Origin of the sequence: Chryseobacterium sp. JV558, from assembly GCF_033712365.1 — a bacterium.
Classification (GTDB): Bacteria; Bacteroidota; Bacteroidia; order Flavobacteriales; family Weeksellaceae; genus Chryseobacterium.
The window spans coordinates 203797-226199 of the sequence record NZ_WJHU01000001.1; the positions used below are offsets into that span (position 1 = coordinate 203797).

Below are 22403 nucleotides of genomic sequence, written 5' to 3' on the forward strand. Positions count from 1 at the left end.
ATCAAAAAATATGAAATTTAAAATCTTACTATTAGTAATGTTTTCCATTCAATGGGTTCATTCACAGGTAGGTATAAATATAAAACAACCTACTAAAACTCTTGATGTCAACGGAGAATTGAGGGTTAGAAATATTAAAACGGAAAAAGATCCAGAATATATAATAGCCACTGATGTGGATGGTGTAGTGGGGAAAAAGAAATACGAGGAAATTAAGCCGCAAAAAGGAGATGTAAAGAGAGGATTTCAGAGGACGGATCATCATGGGTGGTATCTTCTGGACGGTCGGCAAATATTTTCTTTACCGACAAATGCGAGTTTATCGGCAAAAAATATAGGGTATGCAGCAGCTTTGCCGAATGCAACAGGTAAATTCCTTAAAATATCTGGGAATACTCAACATACGGCTAGTACAGGAGGTAAGAACACTGTAATTCTTGGTAAAAATAATCTGCCAAAGTTAAGCTTTAGTGGTGAAACCTCTTCATCTTCTAATGCTTCTCACAATCATTCTTTTATTGATAAGCGTTCTGATATATTTGGTTCTAATTTTAATGGTACTTTGGCGAATGTTGGTAATACAAATGGTGCTAATAAACGGAATCCACACCTTAGTCCTCAGGCACAAACTACAAACTCTGGAAATCATAATCATTCTTTTAAAATTTCTAATGCTGGAGGTAATAGTCAGTCATTTAGTATTGTTCCTAAATATATAGAGGTCAATACGTTTATTTATCTTGGAAACTAACAAAATATAGAGATGAAAAAAATAGTAGTATTTAGTTTATTTATAAGTACGTATTCTTGTATTTATGCTCAAATAGGAGTAAATACTCCCAAACCGACAAAAACCCTTGATGTAAATGGGAATATGAGGATCAGGAAGCTTGATATTATTAACTCACCTGTAAATGTTCTTGCTGTAGATCATGAAGGGAGTGTTAAAAAGCGAGAAGATATACAACTATCTCCGTCATTAGGTGATATTAAATATGGGATGCAAAAAAATGATCATTCAGGATGGTTTCTCATCAATGGACGAAATATAAATACATTACCTTTTGAGAAAATCAAAAAAAATGCATATACTCTAGGTTTTTCAGATTATTTATGGGATGCGAGAGATAGGTACATAAAATATACTAGTGGATCTAATGGTAGCCTTGGAGGTAGCCATACTGTAAAATTGACAACTCAAAATCTACCAAGCTATAATGTTTCTACAGCTAGTGCTACCAGTGGAGGACATTCACATAACCTTCTTGATCATCATATGGGATCTGCTGGTTTATATGCTGTCAATGACAGAAGAGGTAAACCTAATAATAAAACCGGTGTTGATAAACGTTTTCAAGATAGAACCCAAACTAGAAATACAAATGCAAACTCCTGGAGCCATACCCATACGGCTACTGCTTCAATAGAAGGTCAGGGACAGACATTTTCTATAGAACCGGAATACCTTACGATGAACTTGTTTATTTATTTAGGCGAGTAATACAACATTTGTTTTATAAAATGGTCGATAGTAACTATTGTATTATTTGAGTAGTAATGATAGTTATAAACATAGGGTCAACTATATTTATCGTGAAGTATTATGAAATTTTCATTAATAATTTATTTTTACTAAGTATAAATGATTATTGAGTGCTTGAATTTTGTAGTTTCTGATATGAATTCCCTTTTTTAGCTGTAAATATCTAAGGATTTGTGTTTAGTCATTTTTACGTATTACAATTTTTCTTTGTAAATGATCTCGTCTTTATCTTCGTAAATGTAAACTGAATGAAAAATCGACAAATTATTTCTAAATGGATTTTAAGAATATAGGTATTGGTGAGCTAATCAGTAAGAGAGTAAATGAACTTGAGGTAGATATACCCCGTATTATAAATTTTTTAAAGTGCTCTGAGGAAGAGGTACAAGAGATGTATAATGCTGAAAGTCTTGACACCAATTTACTATTGAGATGGAGTAAGCTTTTGGAATATGACTTCTTCAGAATTTATACACAACATTTAATACTGTTTTCACCGCCAGCCTCTCTAAGCATGAAACAAAATCAGCCTGTTAAGAAATCAGAGGTCTTACCAGGATTCAGAAAAAAAATTTATACTCAGGAAATCATAGATTTTATTCTTGAATTGATAGAAACAAAGGCAAAAACCAAATTACAGATAATAAATGAATATAACATTCCTAAAACAACCTTATATAAATGGATAGAAAAGTACAAAAAATAACGTCAATGCCTAACTATAAGAGTATTTATAAAGATATGATAGAACAAAAGTTTCCTGATAAAGTGAATGATTGTAAAAATATTATGGAAAAGGAATCACTTTGTGCTCTTGATATCATCCTTTTGAATAAAATCATTTTTGGGGAAAAAGCACGCGACACTGAGCTCTTTAATCAAAGGCATCGTTCTTATGATGAAAAAAGCATTATAAAAATTTTAGACTATCAAAAAAAACACGAACTCAATAATACACAAGTTGCAAGTGCCTACAAGTTAAGCCGAAATACAATTGCAAAATGGAAAAAGCAATATGAGTAAATTATAGATAATGTGTAAAACTGATTCTGAATATACAAATGATAGTGATAATGCATCCAGAATTATCATCTTATTTCCCTCATTTTTTTAATACCAGTTGCTTTAATCTCTCTTTCATAAGAGAGATTTTTTTGTAACCATGAAGATTCGTTTTTCAAAAAGAATCCCGGATTTGATGTTAAAATGGTAATATTTGGAATATAAGTATGTGAAAAATTTAAACAATTATTTATTAATCAATTAGCCAATTAGTACTTAAAGAAAAACCTGCTGAACACCAATAAAAGCTCTAAATAATATAGATTCAACCTAAGGATAGAGCCAAAAATCAGAATAATTGATTAAATCATACGTATTAGGTACATTAAGTATTAAATAATTCGTCATATGCGATTTTAATTGCGAAATTATTATTTAGTTTTGTCTCAGATAAAAGGTATATCATTACTTACGATACAGTAAAAAGTCTGTATCTCAACTCTCTGCTCATGGAATGAAATCTCATTCAATTTTCATTTAAATCAAAAATCTAGATCAAAATTAAATAAATCATGTAATTAAAAACGTCTAAACAATTTATCACATATTAAAGAATTAAAATATGAAAAAACAACTCTTTTTATCTGCTATTTTATGCAGCCTGTTCTTTGTTTCCTGTAATTCTGAAAATCAGGAAAATGATTTGCCGGAAAATACTGTTAATGCGACAGTTAATGGCAGTGCTTATAAAATTTCAGAACTTCCTGTTATTCCTGATTTTGCAAAGCCTATTGAAACAGCTGGAGAACTCAGAAAGTTCACGCTCATCAAGAATGATGGCACAACATTAAATTTTGAAATGACGAGTGCCAAAGCCACTCTGTTTGGGAAAATGAGAACCCTGGCAGGAACTGTCAGTACTGATCAGAAAAGGGATGAAAAGGCTGTTATGTTAGTGAGTGAGAATGGATTTGAGCTCCTCTACACAGATGGTGACCAGAATTTCTTGCTTAAAGGAAATCAGGAACTGAATATAGGCTATAAAAAGCATGATTTTGCGATGAGCCCTTCTCAAAGACAGTCATTTTTAGACTTTTCACAAAAAAAAGGAATTGATGGGAATCAGATTTTAAATAATCTGAACAGAAAAAGTATAGATAATGATTCGCGTTACGAAGTGGCTGTTGAAAAATCCGGTCATTATACACTACTTAATCAAACCGCCTCTACGAGAAAAAGAGAAAGTTTTGAAGGAAAAAAAGAATGTCCTACACTTCAGCATCCGTTTACTATGCATAACCAGGCATCTGATAAAGTGGTAGAGGCAGATCCCAGCAATTATAATATGGAAATCATGTATATGGATAATACTTATGATTTTTATCAAGCCTACATTAATCTTGCTCTTTCTCTGTATAATATAGATAATGATCAGGCAAACCTTGCCCATATGCCTGTTATTTATCAGTATCAGGTACCCGACCAGCAGACCCAGCCCGATAAGTATGCAGAATATGTTCTTGCTGTGGCAAAACAAACAAATTCTCTGACTCAATTGAATAACCTGAGAAATTACTGCGCTAATAATCCAACCCAGAAAAGTGTAGCCAGATGTGCATTGTACGAAGATGAATGGGAGAGCAACACTTTAGTATTAGCATGGGTAGGCTATTATTCAAGCAGTCCTTATTCTACATTAATCGCTTGTGATAATGGGGCGAATGTGCTGGCTCATGGATGTGGGCACAATCTGGGGGCTAGCCATGTGAACAATTCTAATGATATTATGTTCAAGTCTACATCCTCAAACCTGAAACATTATGATGCTGCCAATATTGTTAAAATTAAAGCAAAATTATAATGTTATGAAAAGTATTGCAGATAATCATTTAACCTAATTAATATCTACATAAATAAGTATAAAATTATCAAAAAAATATGTAATTAAACACGTTCAAACAATTTATCACACTTTAAAGAATTAAAATATGAAAAAACAACTCATCTTATCGGCTATTTTAGGCAGTCTGCTTTTTGTTTCCTGTAATTCTGAAAATCAGGAAAATGATTTGCCGGAAAATACTGTTAATGCGACAGTTAATGGCAGTGCTTATAAAATTTCAGAACTTCCTGTTCTTCCGGATTTTGCAAAACCTATTGAAAAAGCCGGAGAGCTCAGAAAGTTCACACTCATCAAGAATGATGGCACAACATTAAATTTTGAAATGACAAGTGCCAAAGCTACTCTGTTTGGTAAAATGAGAACCCTGGCTGGGACTGTCAGTACGGATCAGAAAAAGGTTGAAAAGGCGGTAATGTTAGTTAGTGAGAATGGATTTGAACTGCTCTACACAGATCAGGGCCAGAATTTCTTACTTAAAGGTAATGAGGAGTTGAATATAGGCTATAAAAAACATGATTTTGAAATGAGCCCTTCTGTAAGACAAACATTTTTAGCCATTTCACAAAAAAATGGGGTTGATGGGGATCAGATTTTAAATAATCTGAACAGAAAAAGTACAGATAATGACTCGCGTTACGAGGTGGCTGTTGAAAAATCAAGTCATTATACGCTCATTAATCAAACGATTTCAATGAGAAAAAGAGAAAGTATTGAAGGAAAAAGCGAATGTCCTACAGCTCATCTTCCGTTTAATGAATCTAACCCATCTTTTAATAAAACGGTTGAGGCAGATCCTGGTAAGTATAATATGGAAATCATGTATATGGATGGGACTTATGATTTTTACCAGGCCTACCTTAATCTTTGTATTTCTTTATATAATATAGACAATGATCCGGCAAACCTTGCACATATGCCTTCTATTAGTCAGTATCAGGTGCCAGATCAGCAGACCCAGCCAGTTAAGTATTCTGAATATGTACTTGCTATGGCTAAACAATCCAATTCTCTGACTCAACTGAATAATCTGAGAAATTACTGCGATAAAAATCCGGCCCAGAAAAATGTTGCCAGATGTGCATTCTATGAAGATAAATGGGATAGTGGTGTTTTAGGATCTGCATGGGTAGGAACGTATTCATCAGGCTCCTATTCTACCTTGATTGCTTGTGACAATGGCTTCAATGTATTGGCTCATGAATGTGGACATAACCTCGGTGCTGTTCATGTGACTGATTACAATGATCTGATGTACAAATCTACATCCTCAAACATAACACATTATGACGCAACTAATATTGCTAACATTAAAGCCAAATTATAATCATCAAATAGTCTTAGTGCTTTAAAATAATATATGAGGTAAGTTTAAAAATTTACTCCAAAGACATTAAATGATCTAGATTTTTAGCCTTCTCTTTGAGAGGGCTTTTGTTTATATTTATATTCTGGAGCTCATTAGTAATTATGTTATTTCAAACTTAATTTTTTTCTTTTAAAAGAGATTTTTAACTTAGATTTAAAAAGAATGAGCTACTGTGGTTTATTTCTCTTTAAGCTATAGAAGAAAATTTTTTATAATTTTGGCTTCTTATTTTATAATCTGAATGGAGTACACCAATAAAACAAATACTTTTTTTCTTTTAAAAACTGTAATTTATACAATTGGATTTCTATGCTTAGCAGGGATTTCAAGAGTTTGGATAGGATCAAATGAAAATTGGAATCAGATGATAGAAAATAATTTTATTCCGGCATTAATATTCAGAAGTGTTTTTTTGACGTTGGTGGGATTAATCTTTTTAGGATTATCATCAATAGTAAGCAGGATCTACAAGAAAGAGAGTTGTTTTTCGAAAGAATTGGTTGTTTTACTATTGCTTTCTTTTATACTGAATGTAATAACGATGCTAGGCCTCATCTGAGATGAAAATGATAATAAAAAATAAGACTATTAAATACAAGTTAGTTGTACATAGAAAAATTTCCTAAATGTGGTAGGTATTTAGCCTTTGTTGGCGTATAAATTGATACAACAAACTGAACTGAATTTTGATGACTAATGACTAGACTCGCTGTAACTCTGATTTTCTTCTTAACTGGTTTTTTCTTTTTACATGCACAGGAGAAGAAAGACTCGTTGTATTACAAAATAGAGGAATTTTCGGATAAGAGAAAGGTTACCAAATTCATTCACCGCTTTATATTTCGTAGAGAACCGGATTCTACTTCCGTGAAGTCCAGGACAGAAAAGCTGTCGCAGGAGGCTTATAACAAAAAGTACATCAGAAAAATCAGGATCGAAACCATTGACCCCTTTGGATATGGCTCTAACGATACTAAAGAAAAAGCCAGATGGTATGATTGGGTGGCAGATCATCTTCATGCCAATACAAGAAACTCTACGGTTAATAATTATTTACTTTTTGAAGAAGGTGAAGAATATAACGCCCAGAAACTTTATGAATCCGAACGTTTGCTTAGAGCAATGCCTTTTATCAACAGAGTGAATATCAGTGTTTCCGACAGTACTTCCAGTAAAGATTCTATTGATGTTGTGGTAAAAGTTCTGGATTCCTGGAGTCTGAAACCTAGAATCAGTTATTCCGGGAGTAAAATTGGTCTCGGAGCTACTGAAGAAAATGTATTGGGATTAGGTCACACCCTTGATTTCCTTTACAGAAACGATTCTAAAGAAAAGCAGGATTATCTTTTGGGGAGCTATACAACCTACAACCTTTTAGGGACTTATATCAATGCCCAGCTTCTTGGGGAAAGAGATTTTTCAAAAAATGAAAGAATTAATTTCAGCTTAAGAAGAGACTTTTTCTCACCTTTGACGAAATGGGCGGGTGGTTTTACATTTGAATATTTTAAACGGAAAGTTTTACTTCCTACAGAAACCGATACTGCTTTTCCGGAAGTTCAGATCAAAGTGTACAGTCAGGATTTATGGGGTGGTTATCAGATTCCGGTTTCATCAGATCCCAACGAAAAAGTATCCAGCAATATTGCGATAATAGGAAGATTTCAGAATTATCAGTATAAAGACAGTCCGGGAATAGACCAGTATAAATATTTTAGCTCATACAACAGTTTTCTGATGTCTGTTGGGTTTATCCATAGAAACTTTTCGGTTCAGAGAAATATTTTTCAATATGATTTACCGGAAGATGTTGCATACGGTAATTCGGTGAACATTATTGCAGGAGGCTTATCAAGAAACAAAGAAGTGAATCCTTATGTGGGAATTTCCGCTTCTTACGGTAGTTTTATAAAACTGGGATATTTCACTGTGAAAGCTCAGTTTGGACGTTTTTTTAATGAAGACAGCCAGAATCGCGAGTCTTTCCGTGTAGACGGAACGTATTTTACAAATCTTATGGATTGGAAATTTGCCAAAGCAAGACATTTCTTTTCTCCTACGATAGCCTTAGGAAATCCACAGCATAACTATTCTTATAAAGACAGAATCAATCTTTCTTCCACAGATGAGTTTCCTGTTTACAATTCCGACTATATTGGGACTAAAAAACTGGTTTTAAGATATCAGCTTCAACTGTTCATTAATAAAACGTGGAAGAATTTCCACTTCAGTCCTTATCTAACTACAGCAGTTGGATGGCTGGGAATGCCTGATGATAAACTATTAAAAACAAAGGCAAATACAAAAATTGGTATTGGGGTATTAATCAATAATCCATATCTGGTTTTCAACAGAATTCAGATTTCTTTCATGTACTATCCACGGGTTCCGTTTGATAATAACTCGGTTTTTGATTTTAACAGCAATAGGAATAATCTGTTACCAATGAATAATTTTGCAACGGATGTTCCTCATTTTGTGAACTTTGGAAATTGATAAAATACGTGTTTTAAATTTCACCCATTACAAACATATTCTCCATGGTAGGTACTTTGCTTCCGCCTTCTTTTTCAAGAGTAATGGCAAAAGCCTGAGCATTGGAAATATTGGCCAGCGCAGTGTTGCTGTCTTTATCTTCAGTGTACATTCCTGCACTTACAGGTTTCCCGTCTTCGATAGCCCAAAGCTGGTATTGCATTCCTGTAGGAGCTTTAGGAAGTTTTTCCGCGTTCAGATAGACTTCTTTTGTTTTTTTATCCCAGAAAACCATTGCTTTGGAATCCGTATGCTTTTCCACACCCTTCAGCATTACCATCTGCATATCAGGATTGGAGAACATATCAATCTTGCGGTTCATTTTTTTCATTGCCTGAACCTGAGCTTGTTTTTCTGCAGACAATAAAGCCATTTCCTTTTCATTGGACGATTGGCTGTTCATCCAGAATAAATTGCCCGCAACACTGATCAGGAATAGTGCAGAAGCTGCTATTGCATAGGTTTTCCAGTGGGTATTTCTCTGAATGCTTACTCTTTCTGGAGTTTCTTTATTGTCTTTTATTGCTGGAATGTCTGTTAAAACAGCAGGTGTTATTTCTTCAGTCTGTTCCTGCTGAATTTTATTCCAGATCTTAGATTTCAAATCACTTGGAGGAGTTACAGCCTGAGCGGTAGCAAGATGTTCCAAAGTTTTTTGTGCTTCTTCAAAAGCTGCTTTTACTTCAGCATTATTTTTCATCACACACTCCAAAATCCCTGCTTCCTCAGGAGAAGCATGGCCAAGAATATAAGATTCTATAATTCCGGATGATATGTATTCTTTAGTGTTCAATTTATTGATAATCTTTTAGCAAATCTTTTAATTTCATCAGTGCATTACGCATTTTCGTTTTCACCGTTCCCAGCGGTATCTTCAGTTTTTCGGATATTTCATGTTGGGTATATCCCTGATAATAAGCAAGATTTATAAGTTCCTGCTTGTCTGTTTCCAGTCCTTCAAGCACATTGTTGAATCCAATATAGTCGGATGAATTATTGACCGTTGAAAGTTCTGCAGTATTATATACGAAATCCGGAAGTGATTGGTTTTTAAGCTCATTCTGGAATCCTTTAGACTTTAAATAATCAATAGCCGTATTTCTTGCGATATTGATCATCCAGGTGTAAAACCTCCCTTTGGAAGCGTCGTACTGATGGATAGAGTTCCATATTTTAACAAAAACATCCTGAATCACTTCTTCAGTGTATTCTTTAGACTGAACGATTCGGAGAATGATTCCGTACAGCGCACCGGAATAGTGGTCATACAGATAATGAAAACCGGCTTCGTTTTTTTCTTTTAATAAAACGATAAGTTCCTCTTCCGAATAGGTTGTTTTAATAGCTTTTGTTTTTCTGTCCAAATGTAACAAAATAAAACAAATAGTCAATAAAATCCAATCCATCTTTTATTTCGTACATGATTTTAAAGAAGTTATTAAAATATATTCAATATGAAAAATCATACTTCAAGAGCTGTACTTGTTTTTTGTATCGCTCTGTCTGCACACTTCTATAAAGCCCAGAGTCAGCTTTTTAAAATTAAAAATCCTTATTACTCCCATACAGCTGAAAATCTACTGAAAGTAAGTAATGCTGAATGGAAAAAGATTTTAAAACCCGAACTCTATCAGGTGGCCAGAGAAGGAGCTACAGAAACTGCTTTTACCGGAAAGTATTATGAATTTGATGAAAAAGGAACTTATTATTGTGCGGTATGTGGGAATCCTCTTTTTATTTCAACTTCAAAATTTGCTACCACCTGTGGATGGCCGTCTTTTTATCAGCCTATCCGTAAAAACAGGGTTAAATACAGAAAAGATACCTCTTATCACATGGAACGTACAGAAGTACTGTGCGGAAGATGTGATTCTCATCTGGGACACGTCTTTGATGATGGCCCGAAACCTACAGGAAAACGTTTCTGTATGAATTCTGTTTGCCTTGAATTTGTTCCAAATAAAAAATAACAAGCTATAAATCAATTTGTTGAAAAATAATTTCGTTTTTTTCAATCTAAAATAAAACCAACCTCGTAAATGACATTAAACACACAATTAACTATAATTAATTAAAAAATAACGCAATGAACACACAATCGAAAATCACAGTTTTAGCAATGGTCGCTTTATCATTTGCTTTTAGCGGGAAGGTAACGGCACAAACGATGAAAGAAAAAACAGTAATGGTAGGAGGAGCTCCTATGTATCCATCCAAAAATATTATTGAAAACGCGGTCAATTCCAAAGATCACAAAACCCTCGTAGCAGCAGTAAAAGCTGCCGGTTTGGTAGAAACATTACAGGGAGCAGGACCTTTTACCGTACTGGCTCCCACAGATGCTGCCTTTGCAAAACTTCCGAAAGGAACCGTAGAAAGCCTTGTAAAGCCTGAAAATAAAGCAATGCTTACAAGCATATTGACATATCATGTTCTTGCTGGAAAATACAGCGCAAAAGAAATCTGGGCTGCTGTAAAAGCAGGAAACGGTAAAAGCATGATGAAAACAGTACAGGGAGAGGAAATTACTTTCTGGACTAAAGGCAAAGACCTTTATATCAAAGATGCTAAAGGAAACAGTGCCAGAGTAACTATTGCAGATGTGAACCAATCTAATGGAGTGATTCATGTAATAGACACGGTTTTAATGCCATAACAATTTGTAAGATTTCAAACAGCATATGTTAGTATGCTGTTTTTCTTTCTATTATTTATCCTAACACTAAAAAAATTAATATTATGAAAAAACCAATTCAGGTTTCTAATCAGGGAGTAACCCTTGATACAAGCAGAAGAAACTTTTTAAAATTAAGTGGAGTAGGATTAGCCATCGCAGGCCTTACTTTCATAGGCTGTGATGACAATGATGATTTTCAGATCATAGATGAGCCCAAGTATGATCTGGGGACAGGAGATGTAGGGATATTAAACTATGCCTATGCACTCGAACAGCTGGAAGCTGATTTTTATACAAAAGTGGTGAATAATTTTTATACGGGAATTTCCAGTATTGAAAAAGAAGTTTTTACAGACCTCTATCATCATGAAGTGATTCACCGGGATTTCTTTAAAGTAGCTATTAGTGGTGCTACAGACCATGTACTTCCCAAACTGGAATTCCAGTATCCTAATGTGAATTTTAATGATCGTAATTCAGTATTGGCCACAGCAAAAGCTTTGGAAGATACTGGAGTGGCAGCATACAATGGAGCAGGAAAATATATTTCCAATCCTGCTTATCTGGTGATTGCCGGTAAAATAGTTTCGGTGGAGGCCAGACACGCTTCTGCCATCAGAAATTTGATCAATCCAGGATCTGCTGATTTTTCGGGAGATGATGTGATAGATGCGAACGGACTTGATCTTGCAAAAGAGCCTAAAGATATTGTGATGGCTGCAGGAGCATTTATCAAAACGCCTTTTACCTGGAAAGAAAGAGGCATTAACTAATCATTCACCTTTAAAAATTACATTATGAATATTCTTAGATTACTGGATAAGCTTTCTTATGATAAATTTTTCACAACGGAAGCTTCAAGACTGGAAACCATTACGAATATGTCATTATTCGGAAAAAAAGCAGCTACAGCAGCGGTCCCCCTTGGATTGGGAACGTTGATGGCAACCTCTGCCAAAGCAGAAACTACAACAACGAATTTAACAGGTACTGCTTTAAAAAGCACCCTGACGGATGCCTTACAACTGGCATTGGTCCTGGAATATCTGGAAAATGAATATTACAGTATAGGACTATCCACACCAGGATTGATCCCTACTGGAGACAGAACTGTTTTTATGCAGATTTCAAAACATGAATCAGCGCATGTGAGTTTTCTGAAAAGTACATTGACTTCTCTTGGAACAACACCGGGAAGTAAACCGACTTTTGATTTTACAGCCAGTGGAAATTTTACGCCTTTTACAGATTATAACCAGTTTCTTATTCTTGCACAGGCTTTTGAAGACACTGGAGTAAGAGCTTATAAAGGACAGGCCGGAAATGTAATGTCTAACAAGGTTGTACTTCAGGCCGCATTACAGATTCACTCTGTAGAAGCACGACATGCTTCTCAGGTAAGGAGGATGAGAGCCAATAAAGGATGGATTGAGCTTGCTGACGGAGGAAGTATGCCCTCTGCAACCAATCCCGTGTATGCCGGAGAAGACAATGTAAATCAGGCAGGTTATAATACAGGAACTTTATTTGGAGCTGCGGCTGGTTCTGCGGCCTATGATGAAATATTAAGTGGCAGCGATGCACAGACTATTGCTTCCCTGTTCATAGTTTAGTTGTGATTTGGATGATGATAAAGTGGTATCCATTTCCGGAATTTTCCGGAAATGGACTTTTTTATGTTATATAGATTTGTAAATGAGTGCTATAGTGTAGGGGATTGGTTTTCCTTAATAATACCTTTGAAGTGACGATGGGGCAGGTATTGGTTTAAATAAAAAATCCCCAGTAATTCCTGGGGATAAAAACTAATAACCATGAAACTCAAATTAATGAGATAATCAAGCCGCAAATGTATTGAAAAAAGTTTCAAAGTCTCATTATTTTGAATTATTTTTTCTGTTTTTTTTTAAAAATGTACAGAAAGCTTCAATGTTTGCTGCCCGAAAGCATCTCAAAAAAATAAGATATTTTTTAATTGTAGATGGATCTTAAAAAAAGATAAGCTTGGCGCCTATCTTATATAACCGCTGTTCAACATCTGTAACCTTCAGTTTTCCAGCGGTTCAGTTAATATGAATGTTGTGTTTTTAAAATGATATGATGAATTCTATTGGAGAGTTTTTAATCGAGTGGTAAACTCATTATAATCTATACTCCCTACATTTTTATCAATTACTTTTCCATCTTTTATGATAAAAGTTAATGGGATGGCACTATATCCCAACAGACCATTTCCTCCTAAAAAGGTTTTGATGGCATCAATGTATTCTATATTCTGAAGTGTAATATCGTTTATCGTATTTTTAGTGAGAAAAGTTTTTAATTTTTCAGGATCTTCATCAATAGATAAAAAAACAAACTTTATGTTTGGGTTCTCTTCCATTATTTTTTTGAAAGTTGGAATTTCCTGAAGGCAGGGTTTACACCACGTGGCCCAAACATTGATCACGATGATTCCGTCCTTATTCAGATATTCTTTTTGGAAGGGGCTGTCTTCAATATTTCCGGAGAATTTTGTTTTAAGGTGATTGATTATAGGAGGATCAACAGTACTTATTTTGATGAATTTTAATCCAAGGAAAATAGCTGCTGCTGGAATAATTATAATTAATATTATTTTTTTTATCATTTGTTTTTTTGCAAAACTATGTAATTCTTCAATCTAATAAATGATCGAGACTGTAGATATTAAACTACAGGAATAGCAAATTAAATTGTCACAGAGCAGAGAAGTTTATCATTCTATAAATCTTATTTTTTAAAATATAGTAGACTTTATCTATTGATTTATTTAATATTGATAGATTGTATAGATTTTCGGAATCGAATTTATTGAGAGGGATTCAGGAGATCAACGGTCTATATTTGCCCCACAATAAATAAGAAATTATGAAAAAAAATGTGTTTTTAGCGGGGATTCTTATCACGTCTAGACTGTATTCTCAACAACTGACAACTAATACGGGAAGCCCTGTAGGAGATAATCAAAATTCTAAAACGGTAGGGAATAATGGACCGGTTTTACTGGAAGATATTCATTTGATTGAGAAGTTAGCTGCTTTTGACAGAGAAAGGATTCCCGAAAGAGTAGTGCATGCGAGAGGAGCCGGAGCTATTGGAGAATTTGTTGCAGATGCAGATTTTTCAGAGGTTACTATGGCAGATTTTTTATCAAAGGCTGGAAAGAAAACACCTGTATTGGTAAGGTTTTCTACTGTAGTACATCAGCAGGGGTCTCCGGAAACCTTCAGAGATCCAAGAGGATTTGCAGTTAAATTTTATACTGATCAGGGAAATTACGACTTAGTGGGTAACAATTTACCGGTATTTTTCATCAGGGATGCCATGAAATTTCCTGATATGGTTCACGCTTTTAAACCATCTCCGGTTACCAATAACGCTTCTGACAATAACAGGGTCTTTGATTTTATGGCTAATATTCCGGAAGCTACGCATACGCTAACCTGGTTGTTTTCAGATTACGGAATTCCTGCCAGCTACAGGGAAATGCAGGGGAATGGTGTACATGCCTTCAAATGGGTCAATGCAAAAGGAGAAGTAACATATGTAAAGTATAAATGGGTTCCTCAACAAGGTGAAAAGAATCTTACCCAGGAAGAAGCTGATAAAATTCAGTCTACACAAATAGAACATGCTACAAGAGATTTGTACAATGCTATTCAGAACAAAAACTTTCCGAAGTGGGATTTGTATGTACAGATGTTGAAGAAAGAGGACTTTGAAAAGCTTGATTTTAACCCGGTAGATGTGACCAAAATATGGCCGGAAGCTATTGCAAAATCGGTTAAAGCAGGAACAATGACTCTTAATCAGAATCCAGAAAACTATTTTCAGCAGGTAGAGCAGGCCGCTTTTTCTCCAGGAACTCTTGTGCCAGGAATTGAGCCGTCAGAAGATAAACTGTTACAGGGTAGACTGTTCTCTTATTTTGATACTCAGAGACACAGGATTGGAGGAAATTTCCAACAGCTGCCAGTGAATGCATCGAAGAATGAAGTGATGACCTATAATCAAAACGGATATATGTCTATGAGACCTCAAAGCGGAGAGGTAAACTACCAGCCTTCAGCGGGTAAACCGGAAGTGACCGATAACAAAAAATTCAAATACTCTCAGAATGTTTTTCCAGCAGGTACTTCATCGGTACAGGCGAAAATAGATAAGGAAAACAACTTTAAACAAGCCGGAGATCTGTACAGGTCTTTCTCTAAAAAAGACCAGGATAATCTGATTAAAAACCTTGGTAATGCTTTGAACAGCGTTACCAATAAAAAAGTAGTAGCTAAAATGATCTCTTACTTCTACCAGGCAGACACTGAATATGGAAAACGTCTGGCGCAATATGTTAAAATGGACCGTCAGCAGCTGGAATCTTTATTATCTTCAAAATAAGGATAATGAAATATTTTGTTTCCGTTGTCATGCTTTTTTTTGCGATTGACAGAATGAGCGCGCAAGACATTTTTTCGTATGCAAAGACAGGCAATGTAGAAGCCATGTCTAAATTTAAAAAAGATATTGATTCTAAAAACACAGAAGGCTATACTCCCTTAATTTTAGCCGTATATCATAATCATTACAAAACTGCCCAATGGCTGCTTGAAAACGGAGCTAAGCCTGATCTGCAGGATCAAAGCGGTAATACAGCATTAATGGGTGCTGCATTTAAAGGATATACAGAAATGGTTTCATTACTTATTTCCTTTAAAGTTGATATGAATGCCAGAAATTATAATGATGCAACGGCTCTTATCTATGCAACCGTTTTTGGCAGAACAGAAATCCTGAAATTACTTTTAGAAAAAGGAGCGGATAAAAGTATAAAGGATAACAGAGGAAACACTGCTCTGCAGCATGCTTTGATGCAGAATAATGAAGAAGCTGTGAAATTGCTTCAAGGAGAATCAGTGATGAAATAATACAGTTATTATTGGCTGATTAAAAAAAGAATGCCCAATATCAATCTGATATTGGGCATTTTGTTTGGTATTACATTCTTAGTGTTTTATTAAATGCTTGTGATTATTTGTATTTGTGTGCCTGGTTTTTATCTCCTAAGCGTACAAGATCTACTGTGTTTTTGATGTTTAGTTTTTTGTAAACTCTTGCTTTGTAGGTGCTTACTGTGGATAGGTGCAGGTTCAGCTCATTCGAGATCTCAATATTACCATATCCTTTTATCAATAAATCAAATATTTCCTTTTCTCTTTCGGATAGAGCTTCTATCGGATTGACAGGAGTATCTTTTTTAGCAGAAGAAACCAGTTTTTTTACAATATCCGGAGAATAATAGGTTCCTGTTTCAAAGATGTTTTCTACGGCTTCCAGGATATTATTTTCATCACATAATTTATTAATGTATCCGTCAGCTCCTTCAATGATATATTGTACTGCAATATCATTGTCATACACTGAAAACACTAAAATCTTCAGGTCAGGCTGTATTTTTTTTACTTCACCTATCATGCTCAGATACTTACTCTCCGGCATATTGATATCCAGGATCAATAAGTCGAATTTCTCAACGAGTAGTTTATCCGTCAGATCAGTATAAGATTCCGCGTAGGAAATCTGCACATCTTTGTAGTGGGATTCCAAAATAAGGGTGGTTCCCAATCTCACTACAAAATGATCATCAGCAATAATAATTTTTCTATCCATATTTTTGTTTTTTTATTTTAATCGATACTATTGTTCCATATGGGTTATTGTTTTTAAAGTCTATTTTACCGTTGATCATCATGAGTAATTGAAGAATAAGATGCAGCCCCAGACTGTACTTTTGTAAAATGAGTTTTTCATTTTCAATATTATTCTGAAGCTTTTCATAATACTTCATCTGTTCCTGGCTCATTCCTTTTCCTGTATCTCTTACTTCCAGAAAAAAGATGCTGTCATCTTCAATTGTAGTCAGCTCTATGATTCCATTTGTGGTGTTTTTTATGGCATTGTCTATTAAATTATGAATAATAACCGCTACTACATTCTGATTGATTTTGGAGTAGGTAGGGTTTTTAACATTGTTAATAATCTGCGTATTTTGTTCTCTGGCAGCCCCCTCAAAAAGTGTCTTTTTGGTTTCAATAACTTCGTAAATATTATAAGTTTCCTTTTTCTCGGAGATATTGTAAATCTCAGCGTATTCCTTCAGGGTTTTTACAAAGTTGTAGAACTCTATTGAAGATTTATAAAAGCTTTCAAAATGCTTTTTTTGTATATAATGATCGTGTTCATCTGTTTCATACAATTTCTTTGCCGCAATAGAAAGATATTTGATAGGAGTGATAATATCATGGCTTATCGTCTCCAGCAATTTTTTTTGCTGAACACTTTCTTTTCGGAGCTGTTCCTTTGTATATTCCAGTTTTGAAACTGCTTTTAATAATTTCTGAGTTCTTATCTCAATGATTTTTTCCAGTTCTCTTTTTTTCAGTTCCTGTCTTCTTATTCTTAGTTTTATTAGTTTTAATAAGATGAGTGATAGAATTAAGATGGTGAAAAACTTAAAAAGCAATGTTTGATAGAATAGATATTTGACATCAATATTCAATGTTTTGTAAATGTATTTTCCTTTTGGAGAGGCTAATACTCTTACGATAAGCTGATATTTTCCGGGATCCAGATTGGTGATATAGTATTTTCCGTCACTGCTTACTTTCTCCCATTTCTCATTATTAGAACCTTTCAGTTTGGCTTCAATCACAAGGTTTACCCGGTTGGCATAATAGGGTACATCTACCAATATCAAAGCTTTATAAAAATTGTTCTCCAGATTGATGGTATTTTCTTTTTTGCTGCTTTTTGAATCATAAAATATGACACGTTCCATAAAGAAATTCTTCGGATAATAGCTTCTTATTTTTTTAGGATCAAAAAATATCAATCCTTTTATTGAGGGCAGCACAAAGCTTCCATTCTGCAGTACTGCAGCACTGGGAGAACACCCACCGTTGAATTCATTTGTGCTGAATCCGTCTTCCTTGCTGTATCTGTAATAATACACTGAGGATTTTCTATCTCTGGAATAGTTCAGAAGATTACTTTTCAGCACCTGAAATAGCCCGTTATTGGTACTGATCCAGAAAAATCCTTTTTTATCTTCCAGAATCGTATGCGAAAATAGAAGGTAGCCGTCCTTATCGTCAGGCATTTTTATTAATTCTTTGTTTCTGTAAAGAAAAAAGCCGTTTCCCTGAGTCATGATCCAAAAATTACCATCTTCAGTTTTTACAATTTCTCTTACATTCAAAGGTTTTGAAGATATTTTTTTAGGCGTAAAAGAAGGTGCTTCTATGGAGTATAAGGCATCTCTGGTTCCTACCAGCCACTTATTTCGGCCATATTCCTGCACAGAGGTCACAATATTAGAGATTGAGAATTGCAGAAAGGACTTTTTGAAGCTGGCATCCTTATAAAAAACAAGTTGAGATCTTAGCGAGGGCTGATGAAATACCACCACGTAATAATCTTTTACATTCCATGCATAAGATACTGTTTTCCCGAAATCCTGCTCTTCTTTTGTAGAATAGTCGGTGTTACTGAAATAACGCAGCAGAGATTTGTCCTTTTGTACAATGATGTTTTTTTTGTTATCATATAATAAAAAATACCTGCTGGTGGTATTGAAATGATATTGCTTTACCAATCCGTTTTCGTTATAAACATCTCCTGATGAGGTGATTACTTTATCCGTTCCGAACAGCAGCGGAGAATAAAAAATATTATCATAAGACTTGTCTGATTTGTTGACTACATGAAAATTATTGAATTTAATGACATTCAGGCCGTCAGACAAGGTTCCCAGATAGAGCTTATTATTGATTTCATCATGGTAAATGGAAGATAATGAGTTTTTATTCAGATCATAAGTTGCCATTTTTTTTACGCTGATGGCATTGTTATCATAAAGAACTTTATACAATATATGATCATGAATGATGAAAGATTGATTGTTGATCTGACTCCAGTATATTTTGGCATCCTTTTGAAAAAATACATCTGGAGCATCCAGATAAGTTACTTTCCCGGAGGATATTTTAATGATTTTTTTTAAGGTCTTGGAAGTGATGAAAATGTTTTGTCCAAAACAGAAAGTATCCAATATATAGTTCTCATCCAAGCCTTTGATGGGAGCCATATTTTGGTGTTTATACTGAATCGTACCATCATTAGCAAGGTGATAGTAGCTGTTTTTATCAAAATAAATGAAATATTTTCTATTTTCAACTTCTTCCAACACTCTGTTTTTTACAAAGATGGAATGTGCTCTGCTTTCAGTCAATACTTTTCGGATACAGCTGGTCTGTTTTTGTAAAACACTTATATTTCTTTTGGAGAGTAAAATAGTGTTTTCACTGTAAGCCGTTAAATTATATATAGAGTCTTTTTCAGCATTTCCGAAAAAGAAGGTGAACCTGTTATTTTTAAGATTAAGATGAGTAAAGGTTACAAAATTATACCCGTCATACCGCACTAGTCCGTTCTCTGTACTCAACCAGATAAATCCATATTTATCTTTGGTAATATCCTTTACACTATTCTGCGGAAGCCCATTGTCTGTATCATACCATACAGAGGCTGTCTGTTGGCTATAACAGAGTTGTATACAGAATAGCAGAATAATAAAATGGATTTTATAAGACATCATTGTGGATTGGGAATTATGTGTGTTTTTTTAATAGATATAGTGAATTATTATTATAAAGTTAGGAAAAATTAACGGCCAGCAAAAGTATACAATGTCATTTTTAAACTACACACTATTAAATTTATAATTACAATCATGGCCATCTATTTTTACAATAATTATTTTACCATCCGTATGGGTTATCTGATCTTTGTCCCAACAATTTATTACCTGATTTAACAATGAATGTTAAATATGTTCCCACGTATTTTAAGTAGAGTTTCAGGGTAGTTTATACAGGGGAGATTCAGATCTCCTCTGTTAAAATTCAGGTGGTCAATAAGCAAATGAATGTCAAAAAAAATAAACCAAAGGTTATGAAAAATAGAAAAATTACATCCTTAGCAGCGGTAATGCTTGGACTATCTATTACCGTGTCCGGACAAACCGGAAATGTAGGAATCAATACGACTTCTCCTACAAAAACATTAGATATCAATGGAGAGTTGCGTACCCGTACATTACCTATCATTCCTGGAGGAACTCCTGTGGTAGCTGATGCAGACGGAAATATAGGAATATTCAAGCCAGTAAATCCCAATGATTTTATTGTATATAACTTAGATAGTAATATCAGACAAAATGATTCCAGGAATGTAGCTTTGACTTCGATAAGAAATAATGCGCAAAATGGAGGTTCTCCTCAGATTGATGCCAGTAATTGCTGGGTAGTTCCCAATTCTACAATTGGGTTGAAATTTCCGGTAAGTTCTGTACGAAGAGGTACGGTATCCTGGGGATTATGGTTTGAGATGAATTACGCTGATTTAGGTGCGTTTTCCCAAACTTCCATTGAAGGTGGCACAGGAAAGATTAAAGTTCCTGTATTGTTCAATAGCAGAGCATACGCAAGACTATATAAAAAAACAGGGCCTGGGGTGAATGATTGGACGGAACAGAATACCGTAACCGTAGTGATGCAGACATCGCAGATCTCACCATATTTCTTTGATGCTGCCAATTTGGACAGCTCAGGTAATCCATATGCTACAGGAGGTGCTACCAATGCCAATTTCAGATATTTTCTATATGCCAATTACAGTGTAGGTGACGGAACAGGGATTAGTATTGATCCGGATTCTGAGTATAAAGTAGAATTGTTATACGGAATTGAAAACCTGTCTTCCCGTGCTAATATTACAGATACTTCTTTCTTACTGAACTGGGGAGTACAGTCTACAGGATATAGTTTTTACAAGAATTAGATTTTTAATTACATTTTAAAATGAGCGGAGTAGAAATATTCCGCCATTTGAATTCAGATTACTTTTTATAAAAAGCAATATATTAACATAACAATCTTCACAATTTGAGAGTTCAATGAAAATAAACAATAAGAAAAAAGTAATTAATCATATGATTTTTCAGCTGGTAGTAATTGTGTTACTTGTAGTAACCATTATTACGCTTAGATATCTTCATTATTATTTACTTTCCATGTTGTTTGTTTTTATTACTCTTTTGGTATTGCTATACGGGAAACTAAAAAACAGATTTATCTTCGAATATGAAAACTCCGGAGAAATCCTTTCCATAAAAAGTTATCAATGGCTTTCAGGATGTAAAAAACCCCGTTTTGAAATGCCGCACAGGAAAATCTTAAATATTGAAATCAAGGAAGGTATTTTAAAAAAATACCTGGTTATTCTGTTCTCAGGTTCTTCGGAAAAAGTATTGAGAATGGATATTGATATTACCTTTTGCAATGAAAATCAGGTGAGTTTACTTTTCAGGGATATCACAAAAAATTTGACCATGAAAGACCATGAGCTTATTTCCGGAAGGAGATAACGGTGTGTTAAACAGTAAATAAATTAATATAGGATGGAAAACTTAAAAGATATTCATATCGGAGGCCTGCTGTATAAAAGAGTAAAGGAAGAAGAGGTAGAGATAAGCCGAATCTGTAAGTTTCTGCAGAAAACAGAAATGGAAATTACAGAAATGTATTCTCAGAAGTCTGTAGGTGCAGACGTCCTTTTAAAATGGTGTAAGCTGCTGGAATATGACTTTTTCCGGCTGTATTCCAATCATTTGATTTTATATGCTCCGGCTTCCGGTCCCAATAAAAAAGAGAAACGTTCTCAAATGCCGCAGTTCAGGAAAAGTTTATACACCAAAGAGATTATAGATTTTATGCTCGAACTCCTGGAGAATAAACAGATGACCCCTTTAGAGATTATGAATCAATATAGAATTCCAAAATCAACCCTCAATAAATGGATAAGCAAATACAGAGCATAAATATTGGCCCGAATTATAAACAGATTTATCATGATTTTATCACAGCCAAATGCCCTGATAAAAAAGAATTTGTCCAAGGGTTTCTATCCAAAGACAGTCTGTCTGTATCCGATGTATTGAAAATTAATAATATCATTTTTTTTGATGGATTATCCGAAAGCCAGAAATTCAAATCCTATGATAAACAGGCTATTTTCGAAATCCTCGACTATCAAAAAGCACACAGATTAAATAATACCCAATTGGCCAGTCATTTTAAGCTGAGCAGAAATACGGTGACCAAATGGAAACGTACATTTTTAATATAAAGAGAAGAACACATTTTCCACTAAAGCAATGTTGTTTATAATTTTGTTTTTTTTCTAAGTTTTTAGAGTATATCTGATTGTGGATATGCTCTTTTTTATGGTTATCATCATAGCGTTG

The 22403-nt window shown here is 34.4% G+C and carries 22 protein-coding genes; 17 read left to right on the forward strand and 5 right to left on the reverse strand.

What is annotated here, in order from left to right; translation table 11 throughout:
* Positions 1 to 10 precede the first annotated feature (10 nt).
* The 7 genes from GFU89_RS00965 (at position 11) to GFU89_RS00995 (ending at position 8310) form a co-directional block, all read left to right on the forward strand.
* Complete coding sequence (locus GFU89_RS00965; protein WP_318845348.1) at positions 11 to 751, forward strand: hypothetical protein; 741 nt, start codon at positions 11 to 13, stop codon at positions 749 to 751.
* Positions 752 to 763: 12 nt separating this feature from the next.
* The gene (locus GFU89_RS00970; protein WP_318845349.1) at positions 764 to 1501 is read left to right on the forward strand and encodes a hypothetical protein; all 738 of its coding nucleotides are present in this window, start codon (positions 764 to 766) and stop codon (positions 1499 to 1501) included.
* Between the two features lie 316 nt (positions 1502 to 1817).
* The gene (locus tag GFU89_RS00975; protein WP_318845350.1) at positions 1818 to 2249 is read left to right on the forward strand and encodes a transposase; all 432 of its coding nucleotides are present in this window, start codon (positions 1818 to 1820) and stop codon (positions 2247 to 2249) included.
* Positions 2225 to 2566, forward strand: coding sequence for a helix-turn-helix domain-containing protein (locus tag GFU89_RS00980; protein ID WP_318845351.1), 342 nt, complete (start codon positions 2225 to 2227; stop codon positions 2564 to 2566). The genes GFU89_RS00975 and GFU89_RS00980 overlap by 25 nt, the downstream gene beginning before the upstream one ends.
* Positions 2567 to 3167: 601 nt before the next feature.
* Entirely contained in the window at positions 3168 to 4406 is a 1239-nt protein-coding gene (locus GFU89_RS00985; protein ID WP_318845352.1) for a hypothetical protein, read from the forward strand.
* Positions 4407 to 4533: 127 nt separating this feature from the next.
* Complete coding sequence (locus tag GFU89_RS00990) at positions 4534 to 5772, forward strand: M12 family metallo-peptidase (RefSeq protein ID WP_318845353.1); 1239 nt, start codon at positions 4534 to 4536, stop codon at positions 5770 to 5772.
* 738 nt (positions 5773 to 6510) lie between these two features.
* Positions 6511 to 8310 carry a hypothetical protein gene (locus GFU89_RS00995; protein WP_318845354.1) on the forward strand — a complete coding sequence of 600 codons (1800 nt, stop codon included), beginning with the start codon at positions 6511 to 6513 and terminating at the stop codon, positions 8308 to 8310.
* Positions 8311 to 8323: 13 nt separating this feature from the next.
* Here GFU89_RS00995 and GFU89_RS01000 read toward each other — a convergent pair whose 3' ends face one another.
* Together GFU89_RS01000 and GFU89_RS01005 are read right to left on the reverse strand one after the other, a co-directional pair.
* Entirely contained in the window at positions 8324 to 9142 is an 819-nt protein-coding gene (locus GFU89_RS01000; protein WP_318845355.1) for an anti-sigma factor, read from the reverse strand.
* 1 nt (position 9143) lies between these two features.
* Positions 9144 to 9755, reverse strand: coding sequence for an RNA polymerase sigma factor (locus tag GFU89_RS01005; protein ID WP_318845356.1), 612 nt, complete (start codon positions 9753 to 9755; stop codon positions 9144 to 9146).
* Positions 9756 to 9803: 48 nt separating this feature from the next.
* Between GFU89_RS01005 and msrB the strand changes: the two genes are divergently transcribed.
* The 4 genes from msrB (at position 9804) to GFU89_RS01025 (ending at position 12639) form a co-directional block, all read left to right on the forward strand.
* Positions 9804 to 10319, forward strand: a complete 516-nt coding sequence (gene msrB / locus GFU89_RS01010) for a peptide-methionine (R)-S-oxide reductase MsrB (protein WP_318845357.1) — start codon at positions 9804 to 9806, stop codon at positions 10317 to 10319.
* A gap of 116 nt (positions 10320 to 10435) precedes the next feature.
* On the forward strand, positions 10436 to 11005 hold the full coding sequence (locus tag GFU89_RS01015; RefSeq protein WP_318845358.1) for a fasciclin domain-containing protein: 570 nt from the start codon (positions 10436 to 10438) through the stop codon (positions 11003 to 11005).
* Positions 11006 to 11088: 83 nt separating this feature from the next.
* Positions 11089 to 11799 (forward strand): ferritin-like domain-containing protein, encoded by a 711-nt coding sequence (locus tag GFU89_RS01020; RefSeq protein ID WP_318845359.1) that lies wholly within the window; start codon positions 11089 to 11091, stop codon positions 11797 to 11799.
* A gap of 24 nt (positions 11800 to 11823) precedes the next feature.
* Entirely contained in the window at positions 11824 to 12639 is an 816-nt protein-coding gene (locus GFU89_RS01025; RefSeq protein ID WP_318845360.1) for a ferritin-like domain-containing protein, read from the forward strand.
* A 494-nt stretch (positions 12640 to 13133) separates the two neighbouring features.
* Here GFU89_RS01025 and GFU89_RS01030 read toward each other — a convergent pair whose 3' ends face one another.
* The gene (locus GFU89_RS01030) at positions 13134 to 13655 is read right to left on the reverse strand and encodes a TlpA disulfide reductase family protein (protein WP_318845361.1); all 522 of its coding nucleotides are present in this window, start codon (positions 13653 to 13655) and stop codon (positions 13134 to 13136) included.
* Between the two features lie 260 nt (positions 13656 to 13915).
* Between GFU89_RS01030 and GFU89_RS01035 the strand changes: the two genes are divergently transcribed.
* Positions 13916 to 15439 (forward strand): catalase, encoded by a 1524-nt coding sequence (locus GFU89_RS01035; protein WP_413228571.1) that lies wholly within the window; start codon positions 13916 to 13918, stop codon positions 15437 to 15439.
* A gap of 5 nt (positions 15440 to 15444) precedes the next feature.
* Positions 15445 to 15966: an ankyrin repeat domain-containing protein gene (locus tag GFU89_RS01040; RefSeq protein ID WP_318845362.1), complete on the forward strand. Its 522-nt coding sequence runs from the start codon at positions 15445 to 15447 to the stop codon at positions 15964 to 15966.
* A gap of 103 nt (positions 15967 to 16069) precedes the next feature.
* On the opposite strand, the gene GFU89_RS01045 is transcribed toward GFU89_RS01040, so the two are convergent.
* The gene (locus GFU89_RS01045) at positions 16070 to 16708 is read right to left on the reverse strand and encodes a response regulator transcription factor (RefSeq protein WP_318845363.1); all 639 of its coding nucleotides are present in this window, start codon (positions 16706 to 16708) and stop codon (positions 16070 to 16072) included.
* The gene (locus tag GFU89_RS01050) at positions 16701 to 19694 is read right to left on the reverse strand and encodes a two-component regulator propeller domain-containing protein (protein WP_318845364.1); all 2994 of its coding nucleotides are present in this window, start codon (positions 19692 to 19694) and stop codon (positions 16701 to 16703) included. Before GFU89_RS01050 ends, GFU89_RS01045 begins: the two co-directional genes overlap by 8 nt.
* Positions 19695 to 20050: 356 nt before the next feature.
* On the opposite strand from GFU89_RS01050, the gene GFU89_RS01055 reads away from it, so the two are divergent.
* From GFU89_RS01055 to GFU89_RS01070, 4 genes are all read left to right on the forward strand, one after another.
* Entirely contained in the window at positions 20051 to 20938 is an 888-nt protein-coding gene (locus GFU89_RS01055; RefSeq protein WP_318845365.1) for a hypothetical protein, read from the forward strand.
* A 115-nt stretch (positions 20939 to 21053) separates the two neighbouring features.
* Positions 21054 to 21524, forward strand: a complete 471-nt coding sequence (locus GFU89_RS01060; RefSeq protein ID WP_318845366.1) for a hypothetical protein — start codon at positions 21054 to 21056, stop codon at positions 21522 to 21524.
* Between the two features lie 33 nt (positions 21525 to 21557).
* Complete coding sequence (locus tag GFU89_RS01065; RefSeq protein ID WP_318845367.1) at positions 21558 to 21977, forward strand: transposase; 420 nt, start codon at positions 21558 to 21560, stop codon at positions 21975 to 21977.
* Entirely contained in the window at positions 21953 to 22285 is a 333-nt protein-coding gene (locus GFU89_RS01070; RefSeq protein WP_318845368.1) for a helix-turn-helix domain-containing protein, read from the forward strand. The genes GFU89_RS01065 and GFU89_RS01070 overlap by 25 nt, the downstream gene beginning before the upstream one ends.
* The last annotated feature ends 118 nt before the right edge of the window (positions 22286 to 22403 follow it).

What these genes read in the sequence shown, in the direction of transcription:
- GFU89_RS00965 (WP_318845348.1), top strand. Translation starts at nt 11, where the DNA reads ATGAAATTTAAAATCTTACTATTAGTAATGTTTTCCATTCAATGGGTT.
- GFU89_RS00970 (WP_318845349.1), top strand. Translation starts at nt 764, where the DNA reads ATGAAAAAAATAGTAGTATTTAGTTTATTTATAAGTACGTATTCTTGT.
- GFU89_RS00975 (WP_318845350.1), top strand. Translation starts at nt 1,818, where the DNA reads ATGGATTTTAAGAATATAGGTATTGGTGAGCTAATCAGTAAGAGAGTA.
- GFU89_RS00980 (WP_318845351.1), top strand. Translation starts at nt 2,225, where the DNA reads ATGGATAGAAAAGTACAAAAAATAACGTCAATGCCTAACTATAAGAGT.
- GFU89_RS00985 (WP_318845352.1), top strand. Translation starts at nt 3,168, where the DNA reads ATGAAAAAACAACTCTTTTTATCTGCTATTTTATGCAGCCTGTTCTTT.
- GFU89_RS00990 (WP_318845353.1), top strand. Translation starts at nt 4,534, where the DNA reads ATGAAAAAACAACTCATCTTATCGGCTATTTTAGGCAGTCTGCTTTTT.
- GFU89_RS00995 (WP_318845354.1), top strand. Translation starts at nt 6,511, where the DNA reads ATGACTAGACTCGCTGTAACTCTGATTTTCTTCTTAACTGGTTTTTTC.
- GFU89_RS01005 (WP_318845356.1), bottom strand. Translation starts at nt 9,755, where the DNA reads ATGGATTGGATTTTATTGACTATTTGTTTTATTTTGTTACATTTGGAC.
- msrB (WP_318845357.1), top strand. Translation starts at nt 9,804, where the DNA reads ATGAAAAATCATACTTCAAGAGCTGTACTTGTTTTTTGTATCGCTCTG.
- GFU89_RS01015 (WP_318845358.1), top strand. Translation starts at nt 10,436, where the DNA reads ATGAACACACAATCGAAAATCACAGTTTTAGCAATGGTCGCTTTATCA.
- GFU89_RS01020 (WP_318845359.1), top strand. Translation starts at nt 11,089, where the DNA reads ATGAAAAAACCAATTCAGGTTTCTAATCAGGGAGTAACCCTTGATACA.
- GFU89_RS01025 (WP_318845360.1), top strand. Translation starts at nt 11,824, where the DNA reads ATGAATATTCTTAGATTACTGGATAAGCTTTCTTATGATAAATTTTTC.
- GFU89_RS01030 (WP_318845361.1), bottom strand. Translation starts at nt 13,655, where the DNA reads ATGATAAAAAAAATAATATTAATTATAATTATTCCAGCAGCAGCTATT.
- GFU89_RS01035 (WP_413228571.1), top strand. Translation starts at nt 13,916, where the DNA reads ATGAAAAAAAATGTGTTTTTAGCGGGGATTCTTATCACGTCTAGACTG.
- GFU89_RS01040 (WP_318845362.1), top strand. Translation starts at nt 15,445, where the DNA reads ATGAAATATTTTGTTTCCGTTGTCATGCTTTTTTTTGCGATTGACAGA.
- GFU89_RS01045 (WP_318845363.1), bottom strand. Translation starts at nt 16,708, where the DNA reads ATGGATAGAAAAATTATTATTGCTGATGATCATTTTGTAGTGAGATTG.
- GFU89_RS01050 (WP_318845364.1), bottom strand. Translation starts at nt 19,694, where the DNA reads ATGATGTCTTATAAAATCCATTTTATTATTCTGCTATTCTGTATACAA.
- GFU89_RS01055 (WP_318845365.1), top strand. Translation starts at nt 20,051, where the DNA reads ATGAAAAATAGAAAAATTACATCCTTAGCAGCGGTAATGCTTGGACTA.
- GFU89_RS01060 (WP_318845366.1), top strand. Translation starts at nt 21,054, where the DNA reads ATGAAAATAAACAATAAGAAAAAAGTAATTAATCATATGATTTTTCAG.
- GFU89_RS01065 (WP_318845367.1), top strand. Translation starts at nt 21,558, where the DNA reads ATGGAAAACTTAAAAGATATTCATATCGGAGGCCTGCTGTATAAAAGA.
- GFU89_RS01070 (WP_318845368.1), top strand. Translation starts at nt 21,953, where the DNA reads ATGGATAAGCAAATACAGAGCATAAATATTGGCCCGAATTATAAACAG.